This is a genomic window from Streptomyces sp. NPDC045022, assembly GCF_056432605.1.
The window spans coordinates 105,627-119,765 of sequence record NZ_JBWKIR010000017.1; the positions used below are offsets into that span (position 1 = coordinate 105,627).

General features: G+C 72.8%; 12 protein-coding genes. 5 read left to right on the forward strand and 7 right to left on the reverse strand.

Going from position 1 to position 14,139, the window contains the following annotated elements:
* Window positions 1–240: 240 nt before the first annotated feature.
* The 3 genes from AC07C1_RS27330 to AC07C1_RS27340 form a co-directional block, all read right to left on the reverse strand.
* Window positions 241–780, reverse strand: coding sequence for a nuclear transport factor 2 family protein (locus tag AC07C1_RS27330; RefSeq protein WP_478943132.1), 540 nt, complete (start codon window positions 778–780; stop codon window positions 241–243).
* Complete coding sequence (gene folP, locus AC07C1_RS27335; RefSeq protein ID WP_478943134.1) at window positions 777–1,784, reverse strand: dihydropteroate synthase; 1,008 nt, start codon at window positions 1,782–1,784, stop codon at window positions 777–779. Before folP ends, AC07C1_RS27330 begins: the two co-directional genes overlap by 4 nt.
* Before the next feature lie 126 nt (window positions 1,785–1,910).
* The gene (locus AC07C1_RS27340; RefSeq protein WP_478943136.1) at window positions 1,911–3,725 is read right to left on the reverse strand and encodes a phosphatidylglycerol lysyltransferase domain-containing protein; all 1,815 of its coding nucleotides are present in this window, start codon (window positions 3,723–3,725) and stop codon (window positions 1,911–1,913) included.
* 227 nt (window positions 3,726–3,952) lie between these two features.
* On the opposite strand from AC07C1_RS27340, the gene AC07C1_RS27345 reads away from it, so the two are divergent.
* Both AC07C1_RS27345 and AC07C1_RS27350 read left to right on the forward strand, forming a co-directional pair.
* On the forward strand, window positions 3,953–5,080 hold the full coding sequence (locus AC07C1_RS27345) for an alpha/beta hydrolase (RefSeq protein WP_478943138.1): 1,128 nt from the start codon (window positions 3,953–3,955) through the stop codon (window positions 5,078–5,080).
* 97 nt (window positions 5,081–5,177) lie between these two features.
* A complete protein-coding gene (locus AC07C1_RS27350) occupies window positions 5,178–6,593 on the forward strand; it encodes a hypothetical protein (RefSeq protein WP_478943140.1) in 1,416 nt (471 codons plus the stop codon).
* 68 nt (window positions 6,594–6,661) lie between these two features.
* On the opposite strand, the gene AC07C1_RS27355 is transcribed toward AC07C1_RS27350, so the two are convergent.
* Both AC07C1_RS27355 and AC07C1_RS27360 read right to left on the reverse strand, forming a co-directional pair.
* Window positions 6,662–7,990 carry a PH domain-containing protein gene (locus tag AC07C1_RS27355; protein WP_478943142.1) on the reverse strand — a complete coding sequence of 443 codons (1,329 nt, stop codon included), beginning with the start codon at window positions 7,988–7,990 and terminating at the stop codon, window positions 6,662–6,664.
* Entirely contained in the window at window positions 7,987–8,490 is a 504-nt protein-coding gene (locus AC07C1_RS27360) for a PH domain-containing protein (RefSeq protein WP_478943144.1), read from the reverse strand. Before AC07C1_RS27360 ends, AC07C1_RS27355 begins: the two co-directional genes overlap by 4 nt.
* A 31-nt stretch (window positions 8,491–8,521) precedes the next feature.
* Here AC07C1_RS27360 and AC07C1_RS27365 point away from each other — a divergent pair, with 31 nt between their 5' ends.
* A complete protein-coding gene (locus tag AC07C1_RS27365; protein WP_478943146.1) occupies window positions 8,522–9,673 on the forward strand; it encodes an NADH-quinone oxidoreductase subunit D in 1,152 nt (383 codons plus the stop codon).
* 8 nt (window positions 9,674–9,681) lie between these two features.
* Here the strand turns inward: AC07C1_RS27365 and AC07C1_RS27370 are convergent, their stop codons facing one another.
* Entirely contained in the window at window positions 9,682–10,851 is a 1,170-nt protein-coding gene (locus tag AC07C1_RS27370; protein WP_478943148.1) for an SAM-dependent methyltransferase, read from the reverse strand.
* Between the two features lie 117 nt (window positions 10,852–10,968).
* Between AC07C1_RS27370 and AC07C1_RS27375 the strand changes: the two genes are divergently transcribed.
* Window positions 10,969–12,174, forward strand: a complete 1,206-nt coding sequence (locus AC07C1_RS27375) for a sensor histidine kinase (protein WP_478943150.1) — start codon at window positions 10,969–10,971, stop codon at window positions 12,172–12,174.
* An 82-nt stretch (window positions 12,175–12,256) separates the two neighbouring features.
* The gene (locus tag AC07C1_RS27380) at window positions 12,257–12,928 is read left to right on the forward strand and encodes a response regulator transcription factor (RefSeq protein ID WP_478943151.1); all 672 of its coding nucleotides are present in this window, start codon (window positions 12,257–12,259) and stop codon (window positions 12,926–12,928) included.
* A gap of 42 nt (window positions 12,929–12,970) precedes the next feature.
* On the opposite strand, the gene AC07C1_RS27385 is transcribed toward AC07C1_RS27380, so the two are convergent.
* On the reverse strand, window positions 12,971–14,074 hold the full coding sequence (locus AC07C1_RS27385) for a DUF5937 family protein (protein WP_478943153.1): 1,104 nt from the start codon (window positions 14,072–14,074) through the stop codon (window positions 12,971–12,973).
* Window positions 14,075–14,139 lie beyond the last annotated feature (65 nt).

Below are 14,139 nucleotides of genomic sequence, written 5' to 3' on the forward strand. Positions count from 1 at the left end.
GGTCCGTACCGCGTGCGGGCGGCACACCGGCCTCAGACGAATCTACCTGCGGGCACCGACAAAGCCGGGCCACGGGGGCGCGGGCCCGGGCCGGGTCGTCGAGGGTTCACCCCGTGTTTCCCCCGGGGAACCCGGCGGCGTCATCGGGTGGTAGCCGCTCATACCCGGGGGTAGGTGATTCCAACCACTTCTTGGCCCCCATGGGTTTCCGAACGGGTGTCCACCGAGGCGGACACCCGTTCAGGCGAGGGTGTCGTCGTCCGGATTCACGCCGTTCACGTGACCGTCGCCGTCGACGTCATTGTCCTCGCTCTCGGCCAGGACGGGGGAGGCGTGGTGCGCCCAGAGCTTCCAGCCGGAGGGGGTGCGCCGGAACACGTTCGTGGCGACGACGAGCTGGCCCACCAGTGGGCCGAGTTCCGCGCCCTCCTCCGGGGCGGGCCCGCCGCTGAGGATGTTCTCGGTGCACGTCACGAGTGCGGTGTCACCGGTGACGGAGACGTGCACGTCGGTCAGGAAGAACTGGATGTAGTCGGTGTTGGCCATGATCAGGGCGTATGACCTGAGGACCTCGCCGCGTCCGGTGAGCACCGGCCAGCCGGGGTGCACGCAGGAGATCACGCCGCTGTCCGCGGGGTCGTGGTACTCGTCGTCCACGCCCAGGTCGGCGGGGGTGAGCCAGAGTGAGGAGACCTCTTCGAAGTCGCCGCGTTCGAGTGCCTCGTAGAAGGCGGTGTTGGCGGCCTCCACCTGCTCGACATCGGTGTGGGGGGCGCTCACCGGTCTCCTTCCGCCCCGCGCTCGCCGGGGGTGCCGGGCGCGTGCTCGGCACCATGCGCCCCGCCCGCACTTTCAGTGCCCGGCGTGTTGTTCTCTGTGTTCCGCGCCCGGCGCTCGCTCTCCGAGCCCGGCGCTGACCCCGCCGTACGCGCCCCTTCCACGGCCCGGGCGACTCGCACCGCGTCCGCGGTGGCGCGTACCTCATGGACGCGCACCGCCCAGGCGCCGGCGTGCGCCGCGAGCGCGGAGACGGCGGCCGTGGCGGCGTCGCGCTCCCGGGCCGGCGGGGGCGCCCCTTCCGGGCCGGCGAGGACCCGGCCGAGGAACCGCTTGCGGGAGGCGGCGACCAGCAGGGGGTGGCCGAGGGTGTGCAGGCGGTCCAGGTGGGCGAGGAGGGTGAGGTCGTGCTCGGCCCCCTTGGAGAAGCCGAGTCCGGGGTCGACGACGATGCGGTCGGGCGCGATGCCGCCCGCCAGAACGGCCTCCACGCGCGCGTGCAGTTCGTCCACGACTTCGGCGACGACGTCCTCGTAGGCGCCCTGGACGTTGCCGCCCTGGAGGAAGCCGCGCCAGTGCATGACGACGAAGGGGGCGCCCGCGTCGGCCACCGCCGGGATCATCGCGGGGTCGGCGAGGCCGCCACTGACGTCGTTGACGAGGGCGGCGCCGGCCGCGAGGGACCGTTCGGCGACGGAGGCCCGCATGGTGTCGACGGAGACGACCACGCCTTCGGAGGCGAGGCCGCGCACGACGGGGATGACGCGCCGCAGTTCCTCGTCCTCGTCCACGCGGGTGGCGCCGGGCCGGGTGGACTCGCCCCCGACGTCGACCAGGTCCGCGCCTTCGGCGACCAGGTCGAGGCCGTGCTTGACGGCGGCGGTCGTGTCGAACCAGCGGCCGCCGTCGGAGAAGGAATCGGGGGTCACGTTCACGACTCCCATGACCGCGCACCGGTCCCATGCCGGAAGGCCTGTCACTCGGCCGCGCCCGCTGAGGTTGTTCATACGTTCAGCGTAGGCCCAGGAGGACGCCGGGAACGCGCGGCAGCCCGGGCGGAGGCCCCTGTGCTGGAGGGGCGGGGCCTCCGCCCGGGCCGGTCCGGGGGCCCTGCAGCGTGGTGCGCCCGGGGCTCAGGCCGCCCGGACGTCCCGCTCGGCCACGGCGTGCGCGCACGGGCGCCCGGCGGGCGTACGGCGCCGGCGCAGGAAGCGCGGCAGCGGCAGGGCGAGGTCGACGAAGCCCTCCGCCTGCATGGCGGCGAAGCCGATGCGGGGCAGGTCGGCGGAGGCCCGGTAGACCACGAAGCGGGGCTCCCAGCGAGGCTGGAACTTGGCGTTGAACTTGTACAGCGACTCGATCTGGAACCAGCGTGAGAGGAAGACCAGCAGCCCGCGCCAGGCGCGCAGGACCGGGCCGGCGCCGATCTTCTCCCCGCGCGCGAGGGCGGAGCGGAACATCGCGAAGTTCAGCGAGATCCGGGTGATGCCGAACTTGGGGGCGGCCTGCAGGGCGGCGACGATCAGCAGTTCGTTCATGCCGGGGTCGGCGCTGCGGTCGCGGCGCATGAGGTCCAGCGAGACGCCGTCCCGGCCCCAGGGCACGAAGTGCAGGATCGCCTTCAGGTCGCCGTACTCGCCGGGCGCGTCGTCGGCCTTGTGGGCGGTGGCGATCAGGCAGTCGACATCACCGGCGTCGCCGATGCGGCCGAGGGCCATGGAGAAGCCGCGTTCGGTGTCGGTGCCGCGCCAGTCCTCCGCCGCCCGGCGGATGCGCTCCAGCTCGGCCTCGCCGAGGTCACGGATGCGCCGCACCCGGGTTTCGTAGCCGGCCCGCTCGATGCGCTTGACCATTTGGCGCACGTTGCGCATCGCACGTCCGGCGAGCGAGAAATCCGCGACGTCGACCACCGCCTCGTCGCCCAGTTCCAGGGCGTCGAGACCGGTCTCGCGGGTCCACACCTCGCCGCCGGTCTCCGAACAGCCCATGACGGCAGGGGTCCAGGAGTGGGCCTTGGCCTCGTCCATGAAGCGCTCGATGGCACCGGGCCAGGCCTCGACGTCGCCGATGGGGTCGCCGCTGGCGAGCATCACACCGGAGACGACGCGGTAGGTGACCGCGGCCTTGCCGCTGGGGGAGAAGACGACGGCCTTGTCGCGGCGCAGCGCGAAGTGGCCGAGGGAGTCGCGGGCGCCGTGCTTGGCCAGCAGGGCACGCAGTTTCTCCTCGTCCTCCGCGGTCAGGCGAGCCGCCGGGTGCTCGGGGCGGAAGGCCAGGTAGATGGTGGTGACCGCGGTGATCCAGCCGAGCGCGCCAAGGGAGAAGGCGACGGTCCAGGAGGTGTTGCCCTGGTAGTCGACCGGGCCCTCGAAGCCGAACAGGCCGTAGATGACATGCGTCAGCCGGTCGGCCAGACTCGGGTCGCCGATCGTCCGGTTCGGGTGGACGTTCACGATGACGAGTCCGAGCATGACGGAACCGGCGCTCATGAGAACGAAGTTGGCGAGCGCCCGCCAGCGGCTGCGCGGGTCGGGCAGGGCCGCGAACTCGTCCCGGTGGCGCAGCAGCGGCACGAGCAGCGCCACCGCGATGACCACGCCGACGAGCGAGTGCCGGTACGCGAACTGTGCCGCCGCGCCCGCCGGCAGCAGCGCGACCGCGGCACGCCACGCCCGGCGCTTGCGCCGTTTGAGCCCGTGCGCCAGCAGCAGCAACAGCACGCCCGCGCTGAGCGAGAGCGCCGCGGCGAAGGGCCCGAAGGAGCCCGGCAGTACCTCGGCGATAGCGTGCATACGGCTGTGACGGAAGCGCGGGAAGACGCCCGCCGCGATGTCCAGGACGCCCACGATCGCGGCCGCCCTGGCGACCAGGACGGGGGCGGCCTCGGGGCGCGGGCCGCGCAGTATGCGCCGCGCCCGGCTTGATCGGCTCGGAACCCGGCCCGACATTTCCCCATCTATCCTGACAGACATCGCATCCCGTAGTTCTGCGAGAGACCTTGGATCCGGGCCCGATCGGGCATCCGGCGACATTGCGCCCTCTAGGACGGTGTCTTGGGGAGAGAGGTTCACTCCCCACCGAAAAGACGGGTCAAAGGCCAAGGAAAGCCCCGGGCAAGCCCTCGCGACGATGCGGGGGCGCGGTACGGGCGGAAAGCGCAGGCAGGAAACAGCCCATGAGTCTCACGAGCAACAAAGTGCTGGTGCTGGCGATGGTGGTCGCCGCCCTGCTGTTCGTCGGCACGGTGTGGCTGTGGCCGCGCCTGGCCCGGCAGAACTGGCGGACCGTCAGCGGCCGGGTCGGCCTGATGCTGGCCACCCAACTGGCGCTCTTCGCGTCCGTCGGACTCGCCGCCAACCAGGCCTTCGGGTTCTACGCCAGCTGGGCGGACCTGTTCGGCAAGGAGACCGCCCCGGGGATCGTCATCGACCACTCGGCCCACGGCAGCACGGGCGGCCCGCTCCAGGTGGTCTCCACGTCCGACGTGCCGGGCGTGCGCGCCTCGCGGCCGGAGCTGGGCGGGCAGATCCAGAAGGTCGACATCGTCGGCCGTACGAGTCACATCGCCACTCCGGCGTTCGTCTACCTGCCGCCGGAGTACTTCCAGCCGCAGTACCGCACGCGTACGTTCCCGGTGGCCGTCGTGCTGACCGGCTACCCGGGCACGGCGCAGGCGCTGGTGAGCAAGCTGAGCTACCCGCGTACGGCGCAGCAGCTGGCCAAGGACGGGCGGATGCAGCCGACGATCCTGGTGATGCTGCGGCCGACCGTGGCGCCGCCGCGGGACACCGAGTGCGTGGACGTCCCGGGCGGCCCGCAGGCGGAAACGTTTTTCGCGAAGGACCTGCCGGAAGCCGTGCTCGCGCACTACCGGGTGGGTAAGCGGCCGGGCAGCTGGGGCGTCATCGGCGACTCCACGGGCGGCTACTGCGCGCTCAAGCTCGCCATGCACCACCCCAAGGTGTACGCGGCCGCCGCGGGCCTGTCGCCGTACTACAAGGCGCCGATCGACCCCACGACCGGTGACCTCTTCCACGGCGACCAGAAGCTGCAGAACCGTGCGGACCTGTGGTGGCTCATCAAGCACGAGCCTGCGCCCGACACCTCGCTGCTCGTCACCAGCAGCAAGGTCGGCGAGCACAACTACAAGGCGACCCTCAAGTTCATAGAGGGTGTGCAGGCCACGAATGTGACCCGGATCTCGTCGATCATCCTCGACAGCGGCGGGCACAACTTCAACACCTGGCGGCGCGAGATCCCGCCGACGCTGCAGTGGATGAGCGGACGGCTCACCGACCGCTGAACCGTCGTACCCCTGACGTCCCGTGAAGCCCGCGATGTCGGCGTGTTTTTACGGGGCGGGGGTCCGCGATCCGCCTACGCGCGGTAAGTTTCTGGCCATGCCACGTGGACGCCACCGCCATTCCCCGCCTCTGCACCGGCTGTTGCCTCCCTCGGCGATCGCCGGTGTCTCCGTCGTCTGCGCGCTGGGTCCCTGGGTGTTCTCCGAGGCGACGGTGGTGCGGGCACTTGCCGCCGTCGCCGCGGCGACAGCGGTCGCCGGCGCGGTCGTGATGCGCCGCTGGGACGCGCAGGCGGGCAAGCAGGTCGCCGATCTCGTACGCGCGCGTGCCGGTGACGAGTGGCGCTTCGAGGAGCGGGTCGCCGAACTGGAGACCGATCTGGAGGAGTCCCGCGAGCTGCGCGCAAAGCTGGAGCAGCGGCTGCGCGCCAAGCGGGCGGAGCTGGCGGGCCTGCGCAACGAGCACGCGGCCCTGCTGCGCCGGTACGCCACGGCGGAGACCGAGCGCGCGAGCGCCCTGGAGGGACGCCGGCTCCTGGAGATCGAGGCGGCGGCGCCCTCGCCCGCGCTGCCGCCCGCGCGGAGCGCGGAGCGGGAGGCCAAGGCCACCGAGGCGGACCCCGAAGGCTCCGGGAACCCCGAAGGCGCCGAAAACGCCGCAGACTCCGGGAACTCCGGCGGCCCCGAGGCCTCCGGCGGCTCTGAAGACCCCGAGACGTCCGAGGGCGGCCCGAAGGCAGACGCGGTGTTCTCGCCCGAGGGCTCCCGGTTGTACGGGCGGGCCCTGGCGGCCCTGGCCCGGTTCGACCGGGACACCCCGGCCATGACCAGTACCTCCGGCGCTGAGGCTCCCGAGCCGGGGGCGACGGCCGGGTCCGCCGCCCCCGAGCCGGAAACTCCGAAGAGGTGGACGGTCGAGGCGGAGCCGGTCGCCAAAGGAGAAGGCGCCGCCGACGGCGTGAAGGCCGAGGCCGCTCCTGCCGGCGAGTCCGTTGCGTCCCCGAGCCGGTCCGGTACTCCCCGGAGCGAGTCCGGGGCTTCCCCGAGCCAGACCGTTCATTCCCGGAGCGAGGAGGGTGCCTCGGCCGCCGGGGAGGGCGAGGAGCCGGGGCAGCCCGCGGCGGCCGGCGGGCACGCACGCGCAGCCGCCGCCACGACGGCACCGGCCGAGCCCGCCAAGACCGTGGCCCAGCCGTCCGCCGGGCACTTCACGGTGCCGACCGCGGTGGCCGTCGTACCGGCCGCGCCCGTGCGGCGTCCGGTGGCCGAGGGTGGTTTCGACTTCTTCGGCACCCAGAAGGGCGCGCCCAAGGCCGCGCTGGACGCCGTGCAGAACGAGGACCTCGCCGATGTCGTCGGCCAGGAGGCACTCGCCGTGCACAAGGCCGAGTCGGAGGCCGAGTTCAAGTCCGCCGACGCGCGGTCGCGCGGTGTCGGCCAGGTCATCGACCTGACCGCGCACGACGAGACCGAGCAGATCGACATCCAGGGGCTGCGCAGCGCGGCTTCCTGAGCCTCCGCCAGTCCGTACACACCAGGCATCGGGCCCGGCTTCCCCAGGGGGAGCCGGGCGCCTGTGTCTCAGCCGGTCATCCAGCGGTCCGGGCGGGCGTCCCGGCGGCCGGTGCGGGACCGCTCCGCCTGCTCGTGCAGCAGCCGTGCGGCCTCCTGCGAGTCCCGCAGCCGGGCCGTGACGGTCTTGTCGGCCCCGGTGTCCACATGGACGTCGGCAAGCCGCCAGAAGCGCTTCCAGGGCCCTTGGGTGAGCCGTACGCTCTGCACCTTGGCGTGCGGGACCAGCGAGAGCCTGCGGCGCAGCAGACCGTCCCGGGTGGCGAACACCGTGCCGGTGACGGTGGTGCGGTGTCCGCGCCACCACACCGGCAGGCAGCACCGGGCCCGCCGCGGCGATCGGGACAGTTCCTGAGGCACCGTCACGCCGGGCAGGACGCGCGTGACGACCGACTCGGCGAGCGCGCGCGGGGCGACCGGGATCAGCACCGAGTTCGCGGACCCGGCCACGTCGAGTTCCACCCGGACCCAGCCGAGCCGCCGCCACAGGAGCGGTTCCACGATCCGCACGGTCTGCACCCGGCCGGGCGGCACCGTCTCGTGCGCACGGTCGAGCAGCCCGTGGTCGATCCGCAGTCCGTCCGGGGACTCGCTCACCGTCCAGTCGAACTCGGTGACGAACCGTCCCACACTGCGCGCGCCGGCCGCGCCGAGCAGCGGCAGGGCGCTGACGAGGATCGTCCACAGGTTGTGGGTGGCCAGCCACAGCACGGTCGGCACGACGAGCGCGGCGCACAGCGAGCCCCAGGTGGCGCCCGTCAGGACGAGGGAGCGCACCAGCTCACGCGGTGGTACGCGCAGCAGCTCGTGCGCCGGCGCCTCGCCGACCTCATGCGCCCTCTCGGGCTCGAAACCCGCCGCGCGCGCGAGCAGCTCCGCGCGCAGGGCGCGCGCCTCCTGTTCACCCAGAAAGGCCAGTTCATCCTTGTCGTCGGCGCCGACGACGTCTATCCGCAACTTCGCGACGCCCGCCACGCGCGCGAGGAGCGGACGGGAGACGTCCACCGCCTGGATGCGCTCCAGCCGGATGTGCGCGATACGCCGGAACAGCAGCCCGGTACGGATGCGCAGTTCGGTGTCGGTGACCGCGAAGTGCGTGAACCACCAGGACAGGAAGCCGTACAGGCCGGCCACCGGCACCAGCACCGCGAGGCCCAGCAGGAGCATGGTGCCGGTCAGCCGCGCCAGCTGCTCCTGAGCGCCGTTCGGGTCGTGCACCGCCCAGCCGGCCAGGACCGCGACCGGCGCCCAGGCCCGGCGCAGGGGCGTGATCGGGTGCAGCCGGCGCTCGACGACGGGCGGGCGCTCCGGTATGCCGCCGAGGTCCGGGGAGGTCACAGGCCCGCCGATCGGGCCTCGCCCAGCTCCGTGAGCCGGTCGCGCAGACGTTCCGCCTCGGCCGGGTCCAGGCCGGGAATGGTCGCGTCGGTCGCGGCGGCCGCCGTGTGCAGCTGCACGGTGGCCAGCCCGAAGCGCCGCTCCACGGGCCCGGAGGTCACCTCCACCAGCTGCATCCGCCCGTACGGCACGACCGTCTCCGCACGCCACAGGACACCGCGGCTGATCAGCAGGTCGTCGGCGCGTTCGGCATACCGCCACGAGCGCCAGTTGCGCTCCAGCAGCCGCCAGCACCACGCGGCGAAGACCGGCGGCAGCAGCGCCAGGACCGCCCACGCGGGCCCCGCCAGCAGGCCCAGCGGCAGCCCCGTGGCGACCGTGAGCACCCCCGTCCACACCACCACCAGCAGCCGGCGCACGCGCAGCAGCCCGGGCTCCAGCCCCCGCCACACCGGCTTGTCCCCCGGTATCCCGGCCGTTTCCCGGCTCCCCGTTTCCATACGGTCAGCGTACGTAGGGGAAACTGGGGCCATGACTCCTACGACGGAGACCACGGTCGGGATCGGCGGTGCCGCGGAGAGCGCCGACATGGTGCTCAACATCGGGCCCCAGCACCCGTCCACGCACGGCGTGCTGCGGCTGAAGCTCGTGCTGGACGGGGAGCGCATCGTGCGCGCGGAGCCGGTGATCGGCTATATGCACCGCGGCGCCGAGAAGCTCTTCGAGGCACGCGACTACCGGCAGATCATCATGCTCGCCAACCGCCACGACTGGCTGTCGGCGTTCTCGAACGAACTGGGCGTGGTCCTCGCCGTGGAGCGGATGCTCGGCATGGAGGTCCCCGAGCGGGCGGTGTGGACGCGCACGCTGCTCGCCGAGCTGAACCGGGTGCTGAACCACCTGATGTTCCTCGGCTCCTACCCGCTGGAGCTGGGCGGGATCACGCCGGTGTTCTACGCGTTCCGGGAGCGCGAGGTGCTCCAGAACGTCATGGAGGAGGTATCCGGCGGACGCATGCACTACATGTTCAACCGCGTCGGCGGCCTCAAGGAGGACCTGCCGGACGGGTGGACCGCACGCGCGCGTGCCGCCGTCTCCGCCGTGCGCTCGCGCATGGACGTCTTCGACGACCTGGTGCTCGGCAACGAGATCTTCCGGGGGCGCACGCGCGGAGTGGGATCGCTCACACCCGAGGCAGTGCATGCCTACGGCGTGAGCGGCCCCATCGCGCGCGGTTCGGGTGTCGACTTCGACCTGCGCCGCGACGAGCCGTACCTGGCCTACGGCGACCTCCAGGACACCCTCAAGGTCGTCACCCGGACCGAGGGCGACTGCCTCGCGCGCTTCGAGGTCCTGCTGGAGCAGACCCACAACGCGCTGGACCTCGCCGACGCCTGCCTCGACCGGCTCGCGGAGCTGCCGCCGGGGCCGATCAACCAGCGGCTGCCCAAGGTGCTGAAGGCGCCCGAGGGCCACACGTACGCGTGGACCGAGAACCCGCTCGGCATCAACGGCTACTACCTGGTCAGCAGGGGCGAGAAGACCCCGTACCGGCTGAAGCTGCGCTCGGCGTCGTACAACAACATCCAGGTCCTGACCGAGCTGCTGCCAGGGACGCTGGTGGCGGACATGGTGGCGATCCTGGGGTCGATGTTCTTCGTGGTGGGCGACATCGACAAGTAGGCCGCCCCTCAGCCGAGCGGGTGGGCGATCCCCACCGGCTGGATCAGCCAGCCGAAGTCGCCGAGGCCGCCCGGTGCGGTGAGTTCGGCCGCCTCGCCGGCGCTCGCGAGGGCGCGCACGTAGTCGGCGGGGTCGGTGGAGGCGAGCGCGAGCGGGGGGCGCACGCCGGTGAGGTCCAAGGCGCGCAGAGCGGCGCGCTGGGTGAGCAGGCGCGCGGCGGGACGCGCACGCGCCGCTTCGGCGGAGTGCTGCGCCGTGTCCGTGGGCGCGCAGGAAGAGGCGCGCGCCGTTTCGCAGGGCTTGCGCGCCCCGCCAGGAGGCGTGGGCGGGGTGTCAGCGGGCGTGTGCGGGGTGCTCGGGAGCGCGTGTGTGGGGCAAGCCGCCGCGCACGCGTCCAGGGCCACGTGCGCCGTGATGTCGCACGAGCCGTCCGGGACGGGCGCCGTCTCGCGCCCCTCCCGGAAGCCGGTGAGCGTGCCGAACGGGGGGCGCGTGTCCACGGTGTGCGCGTAGTCCACGGCCACCGCGAGCCCGCGCGCCACCCGGTCCACGGCGGCCGCCCAGGCCCGGTCCCGGGGCAGCCCGATCTCCGCCCGCAGCCCCTCCTCGGCCGGCAGCGGCCACCAGCGCGCCAGCCACTCCGCCTCCGCGCCGGTCACGGGCTCCCCGAGCCGTTCGGAGCCGTCCTGTGCGACGAGCACCAGCCGGGGCACCCCCGCGCCGTCCACCTCGGCGACGTCCACCGGCACGTTGTCCAGCCACTCGTTGGCGAACAGCAGTCCGGTGATCGCGTCGGGGAGTTCGCTCAGCCAGGTGATCCGCGCGTCCAGGCCCGCCGGGCGGTCGGCGACCTCGACGGCGTACCCGCGCGCGCGGGCGGCCACCTCTGCGGGCAGGGCGGCGAGCACTCCCGTGACCAGCTCGCCCCGCCCGGCGCCCACGTCGACGAAGTCCAGGACCTCGGGCCACCCCAGCGACTCGTCGACCCGGCACAGCAACCGGGCCACGGCCCGCGCGAACAGCGGGGACGCGTGCACGGACGTACGGAAGTGACCGGCCGGGCCCTCCGGGCGACGGTAGAAGCCGCCGGGCCCGTACAGCGCCGTCTCGGCCGCCGCGCGCCAGCCGCGCGGCGCGGGCTCCCGGCGGTGGCCCGGCTCCGTCGTCTCATCCGTCACCGGACCAGACTAGGCGCACAGATGATCACGTCCTCCACCTTGCGGAGTACGTGCGCCGGGCGCGGATCGGCCCTCCGGTTGACCCTGCACACATCTGGTCTACCTACTCTGGGTTACGTGCAGCGCCTCTATGACTTCCTCCGCCGCCACCCGACCTGGGTCGACACCTTCTGGGCCGTCGTCCTGCTCGGGCTGTCCGGCCTGAGCGTGGTCAATCTCGACGGGGTGCCCGGTCACCACGGGACGCGGGCCGCGGGGATGGCCGTCTCCACGGTCCTGTGCGTCGTGGTCGCGCTGCGTCGCCGTTTCCCGGAGCCGATGCTGCTGCTCGCCCTCGCGACCGGACTGGCCCAGCTGGTCCTGGACGTGGAGACGACCGTCGCCGACTTCGCGATACTGGTGATCACCTACACGGTCGCGGCGATCGGCGCACGCTGGGCCTCCCGGCTCGCACTCGCCGTCAGCCTCTGCGCGGCGGTCCTCGCGCAGATCCGCTGGCCGGCCGAGCACACCGGCTTCCTCGGGCAGAGCGCGATAGAGGTCTTCCAGACGGTCCCGTTCGCCCTCGCCTGGGTGCTCGGCGACTCCATGCGCACCCGGCGCGCCTACTTCGCCCAGCTGGAGGAGCGCGCCGCGCGTCTGGAGAAGGAGCGCGAGGCGCAGTCGAAGGTCGCGGTCGCCGCCGAGCGCGCCCGCATCGCCCGCGAGCTGCACGACGTCGTCGCGCACAACGTGTCCGTTATGGTCGTGCAGGCCGACGGCGCCGCCTACGTCCTGGACGCCGCACCCGACCAGGCCAGGAAGGCCCTGGAGACGATCTCCTCCACCGGCCGCCAGGCCCTGGCCGAGATGCGCCGCCTGCTGGGCGTGCTGCGCACCGGCGAGCACCAGGAGGGCGGCGAGTACGTCCCGCAGCCCGACGTCGAGCAGATCGACGATCTCATCGAGAAGTGCCGCACCTCCGGTCTCCCCGTCGACTTCAAGGTCGAGGGCACCCCGCGCCCGCTGCCCAGCGGCGTGGAGCTGACCGCGTACCGGATCGTGCAGGAGGCGCTCACCAACACCCGCAAGCACGGCGGCCCCAACGCGGGCGCGAGCGTACGGCTGGTCTACTTCGACGACGGACTCGGCCTGCTCGTCGAGGACGACGGCAAGGGCGCCCCGCACGAGCTGTACGAGGAGGGCGGCGCCGACGGGCAGGGGCACGGCCTGATCGGCATGCGCGAGCGGGTCGGCATGGTCGGTGGCACCCTGGACGCCGGTCCGCGCCCGGGCGGAGGATTCCGCATCAGCGCCCTGCTGCCGCTCAAACCGGCGCACTGACGACCTCACGCGCCCCGATCGACACCGGTCACGCCCACTCCGTGCAACGCCTTACCCGCCCGCCCCGAACGAAAGAGACCCGATGACGATCCGCGTGATGCTCGTCGACGACCAGATGCTGCTGCGCACCGGGTTCCGGATGGTGCTCGCCGCCCAGCCGGACATGGAGGTCGTCGCGGAGGCGGGCGACGGCGTCGAGGCCCTCCAGGTGCTGCGGTCCACCGCCGTCGACGTCGTCCTGATGGACGTCCGCATGCCGAAGCTGGACGGTGTGGAGACCACCCGGCGGATCTGCTCCGAGCCCGACCCGCCGAAGGTGCTGATCCTGACCACCTTCGACCTGGACGAGTACGCCTTCTCCGGACTCAAGGCGGGGGCCTCCGGCTTCATGCTCAAGGACGTGCCGCCCGGCGAGCTGCTGACCGCCATCCGTGCCGTGCACAGCGGTGACGCGGTGGTGGCGCCGTCCACCACCCGGCGCCTGCTGGACCGCTTCGCGCCGATGCTGCCCTCCACCGGCAGCGAACCCCGGCACAAGGAGCTGGAGCGGCTCACCGAGCGGGAACGCGAGGTGATGGTGCTGGTCGCGCAGGGGCTGTCCAACGGCGAGATCGCGGCCCGGCTGGTGCTGAGCGAGGCGACGGTGAAGACCCACGTGGGCCGCATCCTGACCAAGCTCGCCCTGCGCGACCGGGTGCAGGTGGTGGTGCTGGCGTACGAGACCGGCCTGGTGCGCGCCGGCGGCCACGGCTGACGGCGGCCGCACCGGCGGACCGGCCCGCAGGGTTTTCGGCCTTCAGCGCAGGACGCCCTCGATGAAGTCGCTGCCCAGCCGGGCCACCGCGGCCAGGTCCAACTGGTGCTGCACGTACCGGCCGCGGCGGCAGTCGGTGATCAGGCCCGCCTTCTTCAGCACCGCCAGGTGCCGGGATATCTCCGGTGCCGACATGCCGTGCGAGTCGGCCAGCTCGCTCGTGGTGTGCGGTGCCCGCGCCAGGTGCCGGCACAACCGCATCCGCACCGGGTGGGCCAGCGCCTCCAGGCGGCGCGTGAGCTGTTCGACGGACGGCGCCTGCGGGCGGGAGCCGCTCGCGGGGTAGGTGATCGCGGGCTGCCAGCCGTACCGGTGCAGGACCATCAGATGCGGCCGGCCGAGGCTGGTCGGCACGAGGACCAGGCCGCCGTCCCCGGTGGCGGTGCGGCCCACGACGAGCTTGTCGATCGTGATGAGCGCGGCCTTCTCGTCCAGCGAGACGGCCCCGGACAGCGACGAGAGGGCCTCGCCGAGCCCCTTGCGGCGCAGCAGTTCGGTCTTGTGCCGGGCGTCCGCGGCGAGCTGGGGCTGGATACGGGCCCAGGTGTCGGCGAAGAAGGCCTCGTCGCAGTCGAGCATCAGCTGCCGGAACCAGGCACGGACAGTCGGCGGGTCGTCCAGCAGACGGCGGGTGAACCGCTCCTGGACGGCGCCGCGCGCCGCGGCCAGCTCCAGGGAGCGCCGGCGCAGCTCCGGGTCGTCCAGCGGGCCGGGCTCCCGGATGTCGTAGCGCAGCTGGCAGGTGAACTCCAGCGCGGCGTGGACGAACTGTTCGTCCGTCAGCTTGTCCAGCTGGTCCAGCTCCTCGGCGAGGGCGGCGCCGGGAAGCGCGCGGCCGCCGGGGATCCCGGCGAACGGGGCGAAGACGTCCGAGAACGTCGTCCGCCACAGGAAGTCCGCCTCGCACAGGCGGTCGGCCAGGCAGGGGTCCAGCCGGGACGAGACGGCGGTGGCCCAGCCCTGAAGATCGGGGTGGTGGCCGGGCTCGCTGAGCGCGTGCAGTGCCATACCCAGCTCCGCGAGCGGGGAGGGCACGACGGAGACCCGCTCCGGCGGCAGTCCGGTGATGTCGATGGTCACGCTCATGCCGTCCATCGTGCACTCGCCCACTGACAGTGCCCGCGTCGATTGACGGCAGCCGTCAATCCACG